The sequence below is a fragment of the Polaromonas sp. P1_F9 genome, assembly GCF_056405615.1.
In genome coordinates this window covers 144,685-161,861 of the sequence record NZ_JBFUBT010000006.1, presented here as the reverse complement: position 1 = coordinate 161,861, position 17,177 = coordinate 144,685, and the positions used below count along the sequence as shown (strand labels likewise).

Here is a 17,177-nt window from a genome sequence, read left to right as displayed (position 1 = left end):
GAAGTCATGCAAACTGCACAACACGCGGTGCCCGTCACGTCGAGCGTTCTGGCAAGCAACCCAGCAACCGGCGATACCAACGCGCAAAGCAACCCGCTCGCCCATTACCAGATCATCCGCCGCAATGGCGGTGTGGTGCCGTTCGAACCCAACAAGATCGCCGTGGCCATGATGAAGGCTTTCCTGGCCGTGCACGGCACGCAGGGCGCTGCATCGGCCAGCGTTCGCGAAACGGTTGACGGCTTGACCCAGGCGGTCATTCGCGCCCTGATGCGTTCGCGCCCGGGCGGCGGCACCTTCCATATAGAAGACGTGCAGGACCAGGTCGAGCTGGGCCTGATGCGCGGCGGCCACCATGAAATTGCCCGTGCTTACGTGCTGTACCGCGAAAAGCGCACGCAAGAGCGCGCACGCCAGCCGCAAACCCAGGCGCCCGCGGCGCCGCTGATCCATGTGACCGACCGCGGCAACCGCGTCGCGCTGGACATCCGCAACCTGCAGGCTCTGATTGAGGCGTCTTGTGCCAACCTGGGTGCGGATATCAAGCCCGACCCGATCGTTGCGGAAACCATGCGCAACCTCTACGACGGCGTCCCCATCGACGAGGTCTACAAGGCATCCATTCTGGCAGCGCGCACCCTGATCGAGAAAGACCCTGATTACACCTACGCCACCGCACGCCTGCTGATGCACACCATCCGCCGCGAAGTGCTGGGTGAAGAAGTCAGCCAGGAAGACATGGCGATTCGCTACGCCGAGTATTTTCCGCAGTTCATCGCCAAGGGCGTGCAAAACGAGTTGCTCGACGAAAAGCTCCAGCAGTTCGACCTGACCCGCCTGGGAGCCGCGCTCAAGCCCGAGCGCGACCTGAAATTCGACTACCTCGGCCTGCAAACCCTGTTTGACCGCTATTTCCTGCACGTGCGCAAGCAGCGCATCGAGTTGCCACAGGCCTTCTTCATGCGCGTGGCCATGGGCCTGTCGCTCAACGAGATCAACCGTGAAGAGCGCGCGATCGAGTTCTACGAAATCCTGTCGTCCTTCGACTTCATGTCGAGCACGCCCACCCTGTTCAACGCCGGCACCCTGCGCTCGCAGCTGTCGTCGTGCTACCTGACGACCGTCGCCGACGACCTGGGCGGCATCTACGACGCCATCAAGGAAAACGCCCTGCTGTCCAAATTTGCCGGCGGCCTGGGCAATGACTGGACGCCCGTTCGCGCCCTGGGCGCTCATATCAAGGGCACCAACGGGGAATCACAAGGCGTTGTGCCTTTCCTCAAAGTCGTCAACGACACCGCCGTGGCGGTTAACCAGGGCGGCAAGCGCAAGGGCGCCGTCTGCGCCTACCTGGAAACCTGGCACCTGGATATTGAAGAGTTCCTGGAACTGCGCAAGAACACCGGCGACGACCGACGCCGTACGCACGACATGAACACCGCCAACTGGATTCCCGATCTCTTCATGCGCCGCGTGATGGAAAAGGGCAGCTGGACGCTGTTCTCGCCGTCCGACACACCCGACCTGCACGACAAGTTCGGCAAGGACTTCGAAAAGATCTATACCGCCTACGAAGCCAAGGCCGAGCGCGGCGAGATCAAGCCATCCCGTAAGCTGCAGGCCACCGACATGTGGCGCAAGATGCTGTCCATGCTGTTTGAAACCGGCCATCCCTGGATCACGTTCAAGGATGCCTGCAACGTGCGCTCGCCGCAGCAGCACACCGGCGTTGTGCATTCGTCCAACCTGTGCACCGAGATTACCCTCAACACCAGCGACACCGAAACCGCTGTCTGCAATCTGGGCTCGGTCAACCTCGTCCAGCACTTGAAAGACGGCGCAGTCGACCACGAGAAGCTTAAAAAGACCATCACCACGGCCATGCGCATGCTGGACAACGTGATCGACATCAACTACTACGCCGTCAAAAAGGCCCGTGATTCCAACATGCGCCATCGCCCTGTGGGCCTGGGCATCATGGGTTTCCAGGACTGCCTGTATGAACTGCGTGTTCCCTATGCTTCCCAGGAAGCCGTCGAGTTCGCCGACAAGTCCATGGAAGCCGTCTGCTACCACGCCTATTGGGCGTCGACCGAACTGGCCAAAGAGCGCGGCAAGTACGCCACGTACAAAGGCTCACTCTGGGACAAGGGCATCCTGCCGCTGGACACGCTGGACATGCTGGCCGAGCAGCGCGGTGGCTATGTGGAAGTCGACCGCTCCGCCAGCCTTGACTGGGACGCCTTGCGCAAGAAAATTGCCAAAGACGGCATGCGCAATTCCAACTGCGTGGCCATTGCGCCCACAGCCACCATCTCCAACATCATCGGAGTGGATGCCTGTATCGAACCCTGCTTCGGCAACCTGTCGGTCAAGTCCAACCTGTCCGGCGAATTCACGGTCATCAATCACTACCTGGTCCGCGACCTGAAGCGCCTCGGGCTGTGGGACGACGTGATGGTGGTGGATCTGAAGCACTTTGACGGCTCCCTGCGTCCGATCGATCGCGTGCCGCAGGACGTCAAGGCGCTCTACGCCACGGCGTTTGAGATTGAAACTTCCTGGATTGTCGAAGCGGCAGCGCGCCGCCAGAAGTGGATTGACCAGGCACAGTCGCTCAACATCTATATGGCGGGCGCTTCGGGCAAAAAGCTCGACGACACCTACAAACTGGCCTGGCTGCGCGGCCTCAAGACGACTTACTACCTGCGCACGCAAAGCGCTACTCATGCCGAGAAGTCGACTGTGACGGCCGGAAAAATGAACTCGGTTTCTTCCGGCACGGCAACTTCGGGCGGCGGCATGAGCGCGCTTGAAGCAGCCGCCGCTGCAGCTCAGGCTCAGATGAGTGCATCACCTGCGACCGACATCAAGTTCTGCGCAATCGATGACCCCGGTTGCGAGGCTTGCCAATAAAAAGTCGAATCGTGCGCTGAGCTTCATCGCACGATTCGATGTAATTGAGCAACACAATTTTGTAGCGATGTGAATGAACACTTTTCATTTTGTATCGCTGCTTTCATAATCCCAAAGTATTGGAAACCTCTATGTTGACCTGGGACGAAGAAGTCAAACCATCTTTGCAAACATCTCACAACAGCGGCTTGCCTGAAGGCCGCTCGATGGAACTTCCGCCTCTTTCTTTGAACACTGCCGAGCAGCCCCAGGCGCAAGTGCGCATGCTCAACGACGGCGCGTTCGCACCTGTGCAAGCTGCAGCACCTTCTACGCCTGCCGCTGCACCCGCCAAGGCGCAACGCGTCAAGGCCTCCGACAAACGCATCATCAATGGCCAGACCGACGTCAACCAGCTGGTGCCGTTCAAATACAAGTGGGCCTGGGAAAAATACCTTGCCACCTGCGCCAACCACTGGATGCCGCAGGAAGTGAACATGACACGCGACATCGCGCTCTGGAAGGACCCGAACGGCCTGACCGAAGACGAACGCCGCCTGGTCAAGCGCAACCTGGGTTTCTTCGTGACCGCCGACTCGCTGGCTGCCAACAACATCGTGCTGGGCACTTACCGCCACATCACAGCACCCGAATGCCGCCAGTTCCTGCTCCGCCAGGCTTTTGAAGAGGCCATCCACACCCATGCCTACCAGTACATCACTGAATCGCTGGGCCTGGACGAAGCCGAAATCTTCAACGCCTATAACGAGGTGCAATCCATCAAGGACAAGGACCAGTTCCTGATTCCTTTCATTGAAGTGATTTCCGACCCCCACTTCAAGACCGGTACCACCGAAGCCGACCAGACCCTGCTCAAGTCGCTGATCGTGTTTGCCTGCCTGATGGAAGGCCTGTTCTTCTATGTGGGCTTCACGCAGATTCTTGCCCTGGGCCGCCAGAACAAGATGACCGGCGCCGCAGAGCAGTACCAGTACATCCTGCGCGACGAGTCCATGCACTGCAACTTCGGCATCGACCTGATCAACCAGCTCAAGCTGGAAAACCCCCATCTCTGGACGGCGGAGTTCAAGGCCGAGATCAAGGCATTGTTCATGAAAGCCGTCGAACTGGAGTACCGCTACGCCGAAGACACCATGCCGCGCGGCGTGCTCGGCCTCAATGCGTCCATGTTCAAAGGCTACCTCCGCTACATTGCCAATCGCCGTGCCACACAGATCGGACTTGAAACTCTCTTCCCCAACGAGGAGAATCCGTTCCCATGGATGAGCGAAATGATCGACCTGAAAAAAGAGCGTAACTTCTTTGAAACCCGTGTGATCGAGTACCAGTCCGGTGGTGCCCTTTCCTGGGATTGATTGACCAGAAAAATACGCGAGACAAGCGAACAATGATTTCAAGAATTGCAATGACCAGTGACAGCACCGAAGAGTGCGCGTTGGGCTTTGCTCCTGTGTTCGCGGCGCTGGGACCGGTTTATCCGGGGCCCAACGCCGTGAATCGCTTTACGTACTCCAACCGTGAAGTGCTCTTTGCAACGTGATCAAGGAGAAAACTATGGCAACTGCGAAAAAAACTGCGGCTAAAAAAGCTGCTCCAAAGAAAGCCCCTGCGAAAAAAGTAGCGGCTAAGAAGGCTCCTGCGAAAAAAGCAGCAGCGAAAAAAGCTCCGGCTAAAAAAGCTCCAGCGAAAAAAGTAGCGGCCAAAAAGCCAGCTGCGAAAAAATCGCCAGCGAAAAAGCCAGCAGCCAAGAAAGTAGCGGCCAAGAAGCCAGCAGCGAAGAAAGCTGCAGCGAAAAAGCCAGCAGCCAAGAAGGCCGCGAAAAAGGTAGCGAAGAAACCAGCGGCGAAGAAAGCCGCTGCGAAAAAGCCTGCCGCCAAGAAAGCAGCGAAAAAGCCCGCTGCGAAGAAAGCCGCGAAAAAACCTGCTGCCAAAGCTGCGAAAGCACCCGCTGCAGCGGCTGCCCCTGCGGCTCAGACTACTCTGAACCCGCAAGCTGCCTGGCCGTTTCCGACAGCCAGCAAGCCGTAAGCAGTAAGGTAATTCTGCTTAGAGCCCGATATCGAAAGATGTCGGGCTTTTTTCATGGCTTGGCCGTTCCTGAGGCCATCCACAATTGACACCCCTGACCCCTGTTTATCGCCGCCGGACCATTCCAGCCATGAAGCCATTCCGCGCACTGCCCGAACTTCCTTTTCTGCGACGGGAAAAGAATGGGGACGTTCTGATCGACATCCATGTGGTGCCCAATGCCGCCAAAACCGAGATGATGGGCCTGCACGGAGAAACCGGCCAGCAGGCGCCGCGCCTGCGGCTGCAGGCACCGCCAGTGGACGGCAAAGCCAATCAAGCGCTGGTGAAGTGGCTGGCCGGTTGCCTTGGCGTTCCGCAGCAGGCGATCACCCTGGCTCGCGGAGAGGCTTCAAGGCGCAAACAGTTGCGCGTCAGCGCTGCAGCGGCAAGCCAGGCCGCATGGAATGAATGGCTGAAAGCGCTGGGCCACCGCGAGTCTTAGCCCCGCGCAAAGCGCCGCGAGAAATAGGAGAAAGGGAGCGCCGATCGCTATTAATTTGATAGCTGCTTTCGCCTACACCGTCTTATTCAATCGCCGATTTGTTCTAAATTCAGCGTATAGTTCTGCCCGCCGCGCGTCGCGATCTTGTGTGCACCTACCCGGTTGCCCAGCGCGGCGCAGCGGTCCAGCGCCCAGCCTTTTTCCAGGCCAAACAGCAAAGCGCCGCGAAAGGCATCACCGCATCCCGTCGGGTCGACCACGGTTTCGGCTTTCACCGGCGGCACCAGGGTTTTCTCGCCGCCAATCCAGACTTCGCAACCTTCCGCGCCCAGCGTCACCACCAGGCCCTGCACCCGCCGGGACAATTCGGCACATGACAGGCCCGTACGGTCGCACAGCATTTTGGCCTCGTAATCATTGACAGTCACCCAGGTTGAAAGCGCCACAAAATGCGAAAGCTCCTTGCCGTCAAACATCGGCAAGCCCTGGCCTGGATCAAAAACAAATGGAATGCCGGCCGCCTTGAACTGCTCGGCGTGCTGCAGCATGGCATCACGCCCGTCCGGCGAAATAATGCCCAGCTTGATGTCATTGCGTGCGTCAATGCGGGTGATGTGGGCCTGCATCATGGCGCCTGGGTGAAAAGCCGTGATCTGGTTGTTGTCGCGGTCGGTCATGATCATCGCCTGGGCCGTATAGGTGTCCCCCACCTGCCGCACAAATTCCGTGCTGATGCCCAGCGTCTTCATGCGCTCCACATACTCGGCACCGTCGCTGCCAACCGTGGCCATGGGCAACGGCTTGCCGCCGAGCTGCTGCAGGCTGTAGGCGATGTTGCCGGCGCAGCCACCGAATTCGCGGCGCAGCGCCGGCACCAGAAACGACACATTCAGGATATGCAGCTGGTCGGGCAGTATCTGCTCCGAAAAGCGTCCCTCAAAGGTCATGATGGTGTCAAACGCCAGGGAGCCACAAATAACAGCAGACATTCAGTTCTCTCGCTTTAATCAGGGGTAAAAAACCAGGACACGGTAGCCGGCCACCCGCAGGGGAGCCGCCGGCGCGGAAGACGACGGCGACGCTGCAGCCGCGGCGTCCGCATCACCGGATATTTTCATGATGACCAGGCCCGGCACTTCGGAGCGGGCGGCCAGGGTCGGCGATTTGACGCCAAACTGCGACGGCGCAAGGATACGGCGCACCACGGCCTGGTCCTGCGAATCGGTCAGGGTGACTTCCAGGGACGGCATTTCCAGCAGCGTCACACCCGTGTTTTTGAGCGTAAAACTGAGGCGATAGGCATCAGGGCCGATGCGGTTGAAGGTGGAGCTGTCTATGACCAGCGACTCAATGTGCCGCGGCGCACGAATATCACAGTGCAACTGGCCACAAATGCCCTGAAGCGCCGGCACGAGCCGGGGCTCCAGCGCGGCCAGCGTGTCCCTTTGCTGAACAGTCCACTGCAAGACCAGCACGGCCAGCAGCAGCAGGGACAACAAGGCCATGGTCCACCGGGCCAGCGGCCGTTTCCAGAAAGCCTTGCGCCTGGCCTCCCGCACAAAAGACACATCGTGCTCCACGCGCGAATCCGGCATGCCGGAGTCCACGTCCGAAAAGGCAAAACTGGAATCATCATCGACCGCCGGACGCACCATCACCGGCCGGCGGGCTGGCGGCTCATTCGGCAATACGCTATCGGGCAGGTCCAGCGGATCCTGCTGGCGCTCCTGTTGCGCCCGCTTCCAGCGCACAGGGTCGAAATCAGCCGCACTGTCCTGCGCATCGACAAAACCAGTGCTGGAAGGCCTCAGCGGCACCCGGTCGGCAAATGACCTGGCCGGCGCCCATTCCTGCGAGTCAGCAACGGCGGCAACAGCCACGACCGGCGGTGGCGGCGCAGAAGGGACAAATTCCGGCAGCGGCATGGGCTCGGTGTCCGCGACCGCAAACGGTACGGCGGGCACGGGCGACGCCATGTCACGCGGCAGCAGATGCGCGGACGCATCAAAGACTTCAGCGCAATGCCCGCATCGCACCCAGCCCTGTGAGACTTTGAGTTGGTCGGTCACGACTTTGAACATCGTGCCGCATGCGGGACAGCGCGTAATCAGGCTCATTTAGCGCTGTATTGTAGGGGCGTGACCCCCGCTGACGGCCTGAAAACCGCCATGCGGAGGATTGGGCCGGCTCAGAAGCCAGCGATCATCAAAATCCAGCCTTCTTGCGTATCGTGCACGGTGAGCTGGCAATAGGGTGCGTAGGCTTCCTTGAGCTCCTCAGCCTGGCGATCCAAGATGCCGGCGAGTACCAGATGGCCGCCCTTTTCGACATGCGCGCACAGCAGCGGTGCCAGCACTTTCAGCGGCGTGGCCAGGATGTTGGCCAACACGGTCTGATATTTGCCAGACGCCTTCTCCGGGAGCCCGGCATTGAGTGCCACATGGTTGGCTTCAGCATTGGCGCGCGTCGACTCAACAGCAGCCGGGTCGATATCGACGGCATCGATGTCCCGTGCGCCGAACTTCGCAGCGCCAATGGCCAGGATGCCCGAGCCACAGCCGTAATCCAGGACGCGGCCCAGATTTTTACCGGCGGAGCCCTGGCTTGCAATCCAGCGCAAGCACATGCGTGTGGTGGGGTGAGTCCCGGTACCGAAGGCCAAGCCCGGGTCCAGGCGAATCACCTGCCGGGCCTCGACGGGCGGCTCATGCCAGGTAGGTACGATCCAGAATTCAGGGGTGATGCCGACTGGCGAGAACTGCGACTGCGTGAGACGCACCCAGTCTTGTTCCGGCACGGGCTGAACAGCGACCACGCTGCAGCCAGCAAAAAAATCCTGGGCAGCCAACACCTCAGCCGCATCACGCGCCAGGACTTCGGTGGCAAACAGCGACACGATACGCGAACGCTCCCAACCCGCCCTGGGCGGCGGCATGCCGGGTTCACCGAACAAAGCCTGCTCGGCCGGCGTCTGCGCGTCGGCATCTTCCACCGACACACTGAGCGCGTCGAGCGCGTCGAGCGCCTCGCTCAGGGTTTCGACTTCGTCGACGGGGGCCAGCAGGATCAGTTCAAACATCGTTCATTGCCTCGCGGGGAGCTGTACGCCGGGGCGACAGGGTATTCAATTCAAGCCGGGGCCGCGGATCTGGCTTCGCCAGTCCGCAGGCGCAGCGGCCCCCTCGGGGGGCAGGAAGCTACACGAAGTGAGCGACCGTGGGGGTCATCTTTCGCGTTTGGACAGCCACTCTTCAAGATAGTGGATGTTGGTGCCGCCGTCCATGAACTTGGCGTCCACCATCAGTTCACGATGTAGCGGAATATTGGTATTGATGCCTTCGACCACGGTTTCGGCCAGCGCCGTGCTCATGCGGGCTAACGCCTGCTCACGCGTGTCGCCGTGCACGATGATCTTGCCGATCATGGAGTCGTAGTTGGGCGGTACAAAATAGTTGGCATAAATGTGCGAGTCCACCCGCACGCCCGGCCCGCCCGGTGTGTGCCAAGTCGTGATGCGGCCCGGCGAAGGCACGAACTTGTAGGGGTCTTCCGCATTGATGCGGCATTCAATCGAGTGTCCCTTGAGCTGGATGTCACGCTGGGCAAAAGGCAGCTTTTCACCGGCCGCCACCATGATCTGGGTGCGCACGATGTCCACGCCGGTGATCCATTCGGTGACCGGGTGTTCCACCTGGACACGCGTGTTCATCTCGATGAAGTAGAACTCGCCGTTTTCATAAAGAAATTCGAAAGTGCCCGCACCGCGGTAGCCGATTTTCTTGACGGCCGCGACGCAGCGTTCGCCGATGCGCTCGATCAGCTTGCGCGGAATCCCGGGCGCCGGCGCTTCTTCGATGACTTTCTGGTGGCGGCGCTGCATGGAACAGTCGCGCTCACCCAGCCAGACCGCATTCTTGTGCTGGTCGGCCAGGATCTGGATTTCGATGTGCCGCGGGTTCTGCAGGAATTTCTCCATGTAGACCTCGGGGTTGCCAAAAGCCGCGCCGGCTTCGGCCTTGGTGGTCTGCACCGCGTGCAGCAGGGCCGCCTCGGTATGCACCACGCGCATGCCGCGCCCGCCGCCACCGCCGGCCGCCTTGATGATGACGGGATAGCCGACCTGCTTGGCCGTGCGCTTGATGACGACCGGGTCATCGGGCAAGGCGCCTTCGGAGCCAGGTACACAGGGCACACCGGCCTTGATCATGGTCTGCTTGGCCGAGACCTTGTCGCCCATGATGCGGATTGATTCCGGCGTGGGGCCAATGAACTTGAAGCCGCTTTTTTCCACGCGCTCGGCGAAGTCGGCGTTTTCGCTCAGGAAACCGTATCCGGGGTGGATGGCTTCAGCATCCGTCACCTCGGCTGCCGAGATGATGGCGGGCATGTTGAGGTAGCTGTCTTTGGAAGGCGCCGGGCCGATGCAGACCGACTCGTCGGCCAGCTTGATGTATTTGGCCTCGCGGTCGGCTTCGGAATAGACCATCACGGCCTTCACGCCGAGTTCGCGGCAGGCGCGCTGGATGCGCAGGGCAATCTCACCCCTGTTGGCGATCAGTATTTTCTTGAACATGCGTCGGTAAGCCTGGTTTGGAAAGGAGGCAAGGCGCCCGCTTACTCAATGATGAAGAGGGGTTGGCCGTATTCGACAGCCTGGCCGTTTTCCGAAAGAATCTTGGTGACAGTGCCCGATTTGTCGGCTTCGATCTCGTTGAGGATCTTCATGGCCTCGATGATGCAGATGGTTTCGCCTTCCTTGATGACGCTGCCGAGTTCGACAAAGGGCTTGGCGCCGGGGCTGGCAGAGCGGTAGAAAGTGCCCACCATGGGCGACTTGACGGCATGCCCGGCGGGCGCTGCGGGCGCTGCCTCGGCAACCGGTGCGGCAGGCGCGCCGGCCACGGGCGCTGCTGCGGGAGCTGCTACCATGGCAACCGGCTGCTGCATCACCAGGGGGGCGCCGCTGGATTTGACGATGCGCACTTTGCCTTCGGCTTCAGTGATCTCCAGCTCGGAGACGTTAGACTCTGAGACGAGGTCGATCAGGGTCTTGAGTTTTCTTAAATCCATAGGTTCTCTCCAACGACGGTAGATGCTGGCGCGGGATCTCGGCGCAGCTTTTTTGACTGAAAGGCTGGAAACGGAAGGCACTTGACGCGGCCACCGATCTTCCTTCTTTTTTCACTTACTTTCTGCTTTTACGCTTTAAAGCGCTTATCAGGTAATTACTGCGGGGACGAGCCAGGCGGCTTACCCCGGGAAAGCGCAGAGTGTACATCAAGCCGGAGGCCATTCCCCACCGTCTGGCGGCTGGCCGCTCTGCCTCAAAAGCCCCGCGGAAGATGCCGTTAGAAGCTGTTCCCGGCTGTTACCGAAGGTTTCGATGCAGCACGGCCCATCAGCAATGCCTTGCGCCTAATTGAGCTTGGCCCAGAGCGCCAGGTCTTCCGGCAGGACTTTGCCGATCTTGCGGTGAAGCAGTTCACCCGAGGCGCTGAACACCGCGGTAAAAGGCAGGCTGCCGGCGAGATTGCCCAGCGACTTGCTGAGCTCCGTCCCACCCAAGCCGGCCATGCCGACCGGGAAATGGAGCGGTCTGGTTTGCAGCCAGGCTCGCACCGCGCTGGGCTGATCGACAGCCAAACCCAGCACTTGCAGGTTTTTATCGCGATTTTCCTGATAGAAGTAATCCAATAAAGGCAATTCCTCTACGCAGGGCGGGCACCAGGTGGCCCAGAAATTCACCAACAGCAGCTTCCCGCGAAAGCTGCTCAAGGACAGGTTCTTGCCGTCGGGCGTGTCGAAGTTCAGGCTCCAGAATGCGTCCGTCGCACTGCCAGATGGGTTGCCGGGGGTGGGCGCCACCACCTTTTCATCCACTGCATGGGGCTGGAATTTCCACCAGGCGACGCCTGCACCCGCCAGGCCGGCCAAGGCAGCAGCGCTGCCATAAAGCATGTTTCTGCGATTCACGTGTCTGAAGTTCCGGTTTGGGGGGACAGCAATTTTTGCACGGCAGCCAGGTCACCCCGCGGGGTCCGCCCCTTGGCGTCGGGCCGCAGGGCACCGCGCAGGTCGTCATGGTCATAGACCATCAGGTGCACGCCCACCGTCTCATTCAAAGGTTTGCACACACTTCGCAGGCTGAGCGCTTCCACGCCGTCACCGGTAAAACCGGTCACGGTACGCGGCTCGTAGTCCACATTGTGCTCAATCAGGGCAATCTCGGCTGATTTGGGGTCATCGCAGAACAGCTGGATGTAAATGTCGGACAGCCGCGTGGCCGTGCCGTGCCAGACGGCGCCGCCCAGGTAGGGCCGGAATTGCACCAGCCGCTCCATCCAGACCAGCGCCAGCTCACGCAGCGCTGCCAGCTCGGCGGGCTGGGTGTCGGCACAGAAAAGTGCGATGTATTCGCGGACGGCGTCTTCCAGTTCGTCATTGCCCGGCAGCTCGGTACGGGCCGGCAGCGCCATCTGTTTGACGGCGCGGCGTTTGGCCGGGCCATATTCCAGCCCCTCTTCCACCACCAGCGCTGCGGCCGTGGCGGCGATTTCGGATTTAAGGGTATGAGGTGTCAAGATCGGCTGGCTTCGACCAGGAAAGGCCAAATCGAAGGTCAATGAGTGATGCGGATAAATGATGCGGGTGCGGGCGAAGCGATTGTGCCTTGGGTTGGGTTCCCGCCAGACGCTAAAGTTCACCCCGGCCCATGGCACACCCGACCGCTATGAAATCAATAGCCGGCTGCGCTTATCTATATTGGCCGGGAGGCACTTTTCCCTTGAATTTTCGCCTGACCACAGGATCCGGGTGTGTGGGGCCCGCGGGAAGCCCTGCCTAGAATACAGGCCATGCACATACATATTCTGGGAATCTGCGGCACCTTCATGGGCGGCCTGGCCGCCCTGGCGCGGGAGGCGGGGCACAAAGTGACGGGTTGCGACACCGGTGTCTACCCGCCCATGAGCGACCAGCTGCGCGGTTTGGGGATTGAACTGATCGAGGGCTACGGCGCCGACCAGATGGCCTTCGAGCCCGACGTGTTCGTGGTCGGCAACGTGGTATCGCGTGCCAGGCTTGCCGATGGCAGCGCCAAATACCCGCTCATGGAAGCCATCCTGAACAGCGGCAAGCCTTACACCAGCGGCCCACAATGGCTCTCGGGCCATGTGCTGCACCACCCCACTCACCACCCGACCGGGCCACGCCATGTGCTGGCCGTGGCTGGCACGCACGGCAAAACCACCACCACGGCCATGCTGGCCTGGATTCTCGAAGCTGCCGGGCTGAAGCCGGGCTTTCTGGTCGGCGGCGTGCCGCTGAACTTCGGTGTATCCGCCCGGCTGGGCGAAGGCAACACCTTTGTCATCGAGGCCGACGAATACGACACCGCCTTTTTCGACAAGCGCAGCAAGTTCGTGCACTACCGGCCACGCACGGCCATCCTGAACAACCTCGAGTTTGACCACGCCGACATTTTTGACGATCTGGTCGCCATCGAACGGCAGTTTCACCATCTGGTGCGCACCATCCCTTCACAGGGCCGCGTGGTCGTCAATGCCGCCGAGGCCAGCCTGCAGCGCGTGCTGGCCCAAGGCTGCTGGAGTGAGCAACTGCTCTTCGGCAGTGGCCTGCTGAACAAGAGCGGCTTCATGGCCCACGGCGAGCCGCACGACTTTCACGTGCTCAAGGCCGGCGAAGCAGTCGCTCACGTGCAGTGGAGCATCAGCGGCATGCACAACCAGCTCAATGCGCTGGCTGCCATCGCGGCGGCTGAGCACGTCGGCGTGGCGCCCGAGGCTGCGGCGCGGGCACTGGCAGAGTTTCAGAACGTCAAGCGCCGCATGGAAGTGCGCGGCGTGATCCCGCGCAAGGGCGGCGACATCACCGTGTATGACGACTTCGCCCACCACCCCACCGCCATCCACACCACGGTAGACGGCCTGCGCCGCCAGCTGCAAAGCGCCGGCCGGGGCAGCGAACGCATCCTCGCCATCTTTGAGCCGCGCAGCAACACCATGAAGCTCGGCGCCATGACAGCCCAGTTGCCCTGGAGCCTGGAGCAGGCCGACCTGGCGTTTTGCCACGCCGGCGGGCTGGACTGGGATGCACGCGCCGCGCTGGCCCCCATCGGCGAACGCGCCCAGGTGGCCGGCACCATTGACCAGCTGCTCGCGCAGGTGATGGTGGCCGCCCGGCCGGGTGACCATTTGCTGTGCATGAGCAACGGAGGGTTTGGCGGTATTCACGCCAAATTGCTGGAAGCGCTGAAGGTCTGAAAACAAGCCCCGCTGGCCGGGGCCGGTTCAGGGGACGACCCGATACGAAACGAGCAGGCCAGTAGCTTCTTGAGGCCAGCATGAGCCCCGGAACCGGCTTTGCCGGGCCGGAGGGCGGGCGGCCCCCTTGGGGGGCAGCGCATTACACGAAGTGAAAAGCGTGGGGGCTCTAATTAGTAGCTGATGCTCAGCGCATCAACGTCTACATGCACGACGGGCTTGGCCAGCGCCGCGCTGGCGGCGCGGGCAAACTCCTGCGCCCATTGGGCCTCCGCAAATTTCGCCGGCCCGGCGGCCTGGGCGATGACGACCACCTTGTCGGCCGTCAGCAGCTTGCCGGTCGGCCGCAGCGGCTCACATTCCATCCGGGTGAACTCACCGTCCAGCCACACCCTTGCCACATCGTGCGGCATGGGCTGCACTTCATTGAGGTCCAGGCGAATGGGCGGACGGCCCTTGAAGGTCACACTGACTTCGCTGCGCATGATGGGCTCCTGATCAGGGGTTCATGGTCGGCGACTTGCGGGCCCGGCGGCTATTCGCACAAACCCGCGCGTCGGCAAACCCTACTTTTTGGCCCGGCGTGCCTGCACGGCAGTCGAAAGGATTTCCAGCACGTCCAGCGAGTCATTCCAGCCCAGGCAGGCGTCGGTGATGCTTTTGCCGTATTCCAGCGCTTTCGAGTCGTCCTTGCCGGGGGTGAATTTCTGCGCGCCGGAGTTGAGGTGGCTTTCCACCATCAGGCCGAACACATGGCGCGAGCCGCCTGCCACCTGGCCGGCAATGTCGCGCGCCACTTCGACCTGCTTTTCATGCTGCTTGGAGCTGTTGGCGTGGCTGCAGTCGACCATCAGCGTGGCCGGCAGTTTGGAGGCCTCGAGTTCCTTGCAGGCCGCCGCGACGCTGGCCGCGTCGTAGTTGGGCGCCTTGCCACCGCGCAAAATCACGTGGCAATCCTTGTTGCCGTTGGTCTGCACGATGGCGACCTGGCCGTTTTTGTGCACCGACAAAAAGTGGTGGCCGCGCGCCGCCGCCTGGATGGCATCGGTGGCGATGCGGATGTTGCCGTCAGTGCCGTTCTTGAAGCCGATGGGCGCCGAGAGGCCCGAAGCCAGCTCGCGGTGCACCTGGCTTTCGGTGGTGCGTGCACCAATGGCGCCCCAGGAAATCAGGTCACCAATGTATTGCGGTGAAATCACGTCGAGGAACTCGCTGCCGGCAGGGAGGCCCAGGCGGTTGATGTCGATCAGCAGCTGGCGTGCGATGCGCAGGCCTTCATCGATGCGGAAGGTCTCGTCCAGGTACGGGTCATTGATCAGACCCTTCCAGCCGACGGTGGTGCGCGGCTTTTCGAAGTAGACGCGCATGACGATTTCCAGCGTGCCTTCGTACTTCTTGCGCTGCTCCACCAGCTTGCGGGCGTAGTCCAGCGCGGCCATTGGGTCGTGGATGGAGCATGGGCCGACGACGACCAGCAGACGGTCATCCTTGCCCTGGATGATGTTGTGGATGCTTTTGCGGGTTTTGCTGATCAGCGTCTCGACGGCGGTGCCGCGGATCGGGAAAAAGCGGATGAGATGCTCGGGAGGGGGTAACACGGTGATGTCCTTGATGCGTTCGTCGTCGGTCTGGCTGGTCTTTTCGACGGTCGCATACCAGTTGTCGCTGGCGGAGGTGGGCTTGGCATTCATCGCTGTTTTCCTTTTCTTTCGGGATGTCAATCAGGTCGTCACAAGTCAGGTCATTAAAATTGAACGGGTAAAAAAAAACCGCCGGGGGGCCGGCGGTTTTTGGAGAATCGGTGCGTTTTATCGGGTCACGCGTTGATCTCTCTACCGCCGGAAGCGCTTGAGAACCAAAAGTAACCGAAGTAAAACTTGGCCGAATTCATAAGCTGAAATGTAGCACAGGTCAAAAAGAGGCTAATTCAGGCCCGGATCAGGCCGTTCCGCCCACCGTCAGGCCGTCGATGCGCAGCGTCGGTTGGCCGACGCCTACCGGCACGCTCTGGCCTTCCTTGCCGCAGGTGCCTACGCCGCTGTCCAGCGCCATGTCGTTGCCCATCATGGTGACGCGGGTCAGCGCATCGGGGCCGTTGCCGACAATCGTCGCGCCCTTGACGGGGTAGAGGATCTTGCCATTTTCGACCCAGAAGGCTTCGCTGGCCGAAAACACGAACTTGCCGGAGGTGATGTCGACCTGGCCGCCGCCGAAGTTGGTGGCGTACAGGCCCTTTTTGATGCTGGCCACGATTTCTTCAGGCTGTTTGTCGCCGCCCAGCATGTAGGTGTTGGTCATGCGCGGCATGGGCACATGGGCGTAGCTTTCGCGGCGGCCGTTGCCCGTGGGCTTGACCTTCATCAGGCGCGCGTTGAGCGAATCCTGGATGTAGCCCTTCAGGATGCCGTCTTCAATCAGTACGTTGCGCTGGCTGGCGTGGCCTTCGTCGTCCACATTGAGCGAGCCGCGGCGGTCGGCAATTGTGCCGTCGTCCAGCACCGTGACGCCCTTGGCCGCCACGCGCTGGCCGATCTTGCCGGAAAACGCGCTGGAGCCCTTGCGGTTGAAATCGCCTTCCAGGCCGTGGCCGATGGCTTCGTGCAGCAAAATGCCGGGCCAGCCCGAACCCAGCACCACAGTCATTTCACCGGCCGGCGCGGGGCGCGCGTCCAGGTTGGTCAGTGCGGCTTTCACCGCGTCGTTCACATATTCGGCGATCTGCGCGTCGTCAAAGTAGGCCAGGCCAAAGCGCCCGCCGCCGCCGCCCGAGCCGACTTCGCGCCGGCCTTTTTGCTCGGCGATCACCGTCACGCTCAGACGCACCAGCGGGCGCACATCAGCGGCCAGCGTGCCGTCGGCGCGCGCCACCATCACCACGTCGTATTCGCTGGCCAGGCCCGCCATCACCTGCACGATGCGCGGGTCCCTGGCTTTGGCGAGCTTTTCGACCTTCTCCAGCAGCTTGACCTTGGCGGTGCTGTCCAGCGTGGCGATCGGGTCCAGGCCCTGGTAAAGCGAGCGGCTGCCGGCCACCTTGCGGGCGGGAGTCTTGACGCGGGCAGCCTTGCCGCCTGCAGAAATGCTGCGCACGGTGCGCGCCGCATCGAGCAGCGACGCTTCAGAGATGTCATCGGAATAGGCAAAAGCGGTTTTCTCGCCGCTCACGGCACGCACGCCCACGCCCTGGTCGATGCTGAAGGAGCCCGTCTTCACGATGCCTTCTTCCAGGCTCCAGCCTTCGCTGCGGGTGTACTGGAAGTAGAGATCGGCGTCGTCGGCGCCATGGGAGGTGATTTCGCCCAGCGCGCGGCTCAGATGCGCCTGCGTGAGGCCGAAAGGCGCCAGCAGCAGCTTTTCAGCAATCGCCAGCCGCCCCGACGTCGACTCCGCAGTCGGTCGGGCCGTCGATGAGACCGTGGACTTGTTGGAGGCGGAGACGGGGGTGGAGCGAAGTGAGGTCATTGGGC

Annotated in this window: 16 protein-coding genes; 6 read left to right on the top strand and 10 right to left on the bottom strand. The window is 61.4% G+C overall.

Translation table 11 applies throughout. The features are described 5' to 3' along the window. Positions 1-6 precede the first annotated feature (6 nt). The 5 genes from AC1DYR_RS18135 (at position 7) to AC1DYR_RS18115 (ending at position 5,428) form a co-directional block, all read left to right on the top strand. A complete protein-coding gene (locus AC1DYR_RS18135) occupies positions 7-2,916 on the top strand; it encodes a ribonucleoside-diphosphate reductase subunit alpha (RefSeq protein ID WP_477706329.1) in 2,910 nt (969 codons plus the stop codon). A gap of 131 nt (positions 2,917-3,047) precedes the next feature. Beyond that, positions 3,048-4,271, top strand: a complete 1,224-nt coding sequence (locus tag AC1DYR_RS18130) for a ribonucleotide-diphosphate reductase subunit beta (protein ID WP_477706328.1) — start codon at positions 3,048-3,050, stop codon at positions 4,269-4,271. Positions 4,272-4,321: 50 nt separating this feature from the next. Next, on the top strand, positions 4,322-4,456 hold the full coding sequence (locus AC1DYR_RS18125; protein WP_457281068.1) for a hypothetical protein: 135 nt from the start codon (positions 4,322-4,324) through the stop codon (positions 4,454-4,456). A 14-nt stretch (positions 4,457-4,470) separates the two neighbouring features. Beyond that, the gene (locus tag AC1DYR_RS18120; RefSeq protein WP_431098248.1) at positions 4,471-4,944 is read left to right on the top strand and encodes a histone H1-like DNA-binding protein; all 474 of its coding nucleotides are present in this window, start codon (positions 4,471-4,473) and stop codon (positions 4,942-4,944) included. 130 nt (positions 4,945-5,074) lie between these two features. Next, a complete protein-coding gene (locus AC1DYR_RS18115) occupies positions 5,075-5,428 on the top strand; it encodes a DUF167 domain-containing protein (protein ID WP_477706327.1) in 354 nt (117 codons plus the stop codon). A gap of 86 nt (positions 5,429-5,514) precedes the next feature. Here the strand turns inward: AC1DYR_RS18115 and AC1DYR_RS18110 are convergent, their stop codons facing one another. The 7 genes from AC1DYR_RS18110 to AC1DYR_RS18080 all read right to left on the bottom strand — a co-directional run bounded on the left by AC1DYR_RS18110 (position 5,515) and on the right by AC1DYR_RS18080 (position 12,009). After that, positions 5,515-6,417 (bottom strand): carbohydrate kinase family protein, encoded by a 903-nt coding sequence (locus AC1DYR_RS18110; RefSeq protein WP_477706326.1) that lies wholly within the window; start codon positions 6,415-6,417, stop codon positions 5,515-5,517. A gap of 18 nt (positions 6,418-6,435) precedes the next feature. After that, entirely contained in the window at positions 6,436-7,545 is a 1,110-nt protein-coding gene (locus AC1DYR_RS18105) for a DUF3426 domain-containing protein (RefSeq protein ID WP_477706325.1), read from the bottom strand. A 71-nt stretch (positions 7,546-7,616) separates the two neighbouring features. After that, the gene (gene prmA / locus AC1DYR_RS18100) at positions 7,617-8,507 is read right to left on the bottom strand and encodes a 50S ribosomal protein L11 methyltransferase (RefSeq protein ID WP_477706324.1); all 891 of its coding nucleotides are present in this window, start codon (positions 8,505-8,507) and stop codon (positions 7,617-7,619) included. Between the two features lie 144 nt (positions 8,508-8,651). Next, positions 8,652-10,001 carry an acetyl-CoA carboxylase biotin carboxylase subunit gene (gene accC / locus AC1DYR_RS18095; RefSeq protein ID WP_457281072.1) on the bottom strand — a complete coding sequence of 450 codons (1,350 nt, stop codon included), beginning with the start codon at positions 9,999-10,001 and terminating at the stop codon, positions 8,652-8,654. Positions 10,002-10,042: 41 nt separating this feature from the next. After that, a complete protein-coding gene (gene accB, locus AC1DYR_RS18090; protein WP_431098257.1) occupies positions 10,043-10,498 on the bottom strand; it encodes an acetyl-CoA carboxylase biotin carboxyl carrier protein in 456 nt (151 codons plus the stop codon). Between the two features lie 345 nt (positions 10,499-10,843). Further along, positions 10,844-11,401 (bottom strand): TlpA disulfide reductase family protein, encoded by a 558-nt coding sequence (locus tag AC1DYR_RS18085; protein ID WP_477706323.1) that lies wholly within the window; start codon positions 11,399-11,401, stop codon positions 10,844-10,846. After that, positions 11,398-12,009, bottom strand: a complete 612-nt coding sequence (locus AC1DYR_RS18080; protein ID WP_477706322.1) for a hypothetical protein — start codon at positions 12,007-12,009, stop codon at positions 11,398-11,400. The genes AC1DYR_RS18085 and AC1DYR_RS18080 overlap by 4 nt, the downstream gene beginning before the upstream one ends. Positions 12,010-12,282: 273 nt before the next feature. Between AC1DYR_RS18080 and mpl the strand changes: the two genes are divergently transcribed. Then, a complete protein-coding gene (gene mpl / locus AC1DYR_RS18075; protein ID WP_477706321.1) occupies positions 12,283-13,710 on the top strand; it encodes a UDP-N-acetylmuramate:L-alanyl-gamma-D-glutamyl-meso-diaminopimelate ligase in 1,428 nt (475 codons plus the stop codon). Between the two features lie 173 nt (positions 13,711-13,883). Here mpl and AC1DYR_RS18070 read toward each other — a convergent pair whose 3' ends face one another. The 3 genes from AC1DYR_RS18070 to tldD all read right to left on the bottom strand — a co-directional run bounded on the left by AC1DYR_RS18070 (position 13,884) and on the right by tldD (position 17,172). Beyond that, the gene (locus AC1DYR_RS18070) at positions 13,884-14,195 is read right to left on the bottom strand and encodes a hypothetical protein (RefSeq protein ID WP_477706320.1); all 312 of its coding nucleotides are present in this window, start codon (positions 14,193-14,195) and stop codon (positions 13,884-13,886) included. Positions 14,196-14,276: 81 nt separating this feature from the next. Beyond that, complete coding sequence (locus tag AC1DYR_RS18065; protein WP_477706319.1) at positions 14,277-15,401, bottom strand: 3-deoxy-7-phosphoheptulonate synthase; 1,125 nt, start codon at positions 15,399-15,401, stop codon at positions 14,277-14,279. A 247-nt stretch (positions 15,402-15,648) separates the two neighbouring features. Beyond that, complete coding sequence (gene tldD, locus AC1DYR_RS18060; protein ID WP_477706318.1) at positions 15,649-17,172, bottom strand: metalloprotease TldD; 1,524 nt, start codon at positions 17,170-17,172, stop codon at positions 15,649-15,651. Positions 17,173-17,177: the final 5 nt, after the last annotated feature.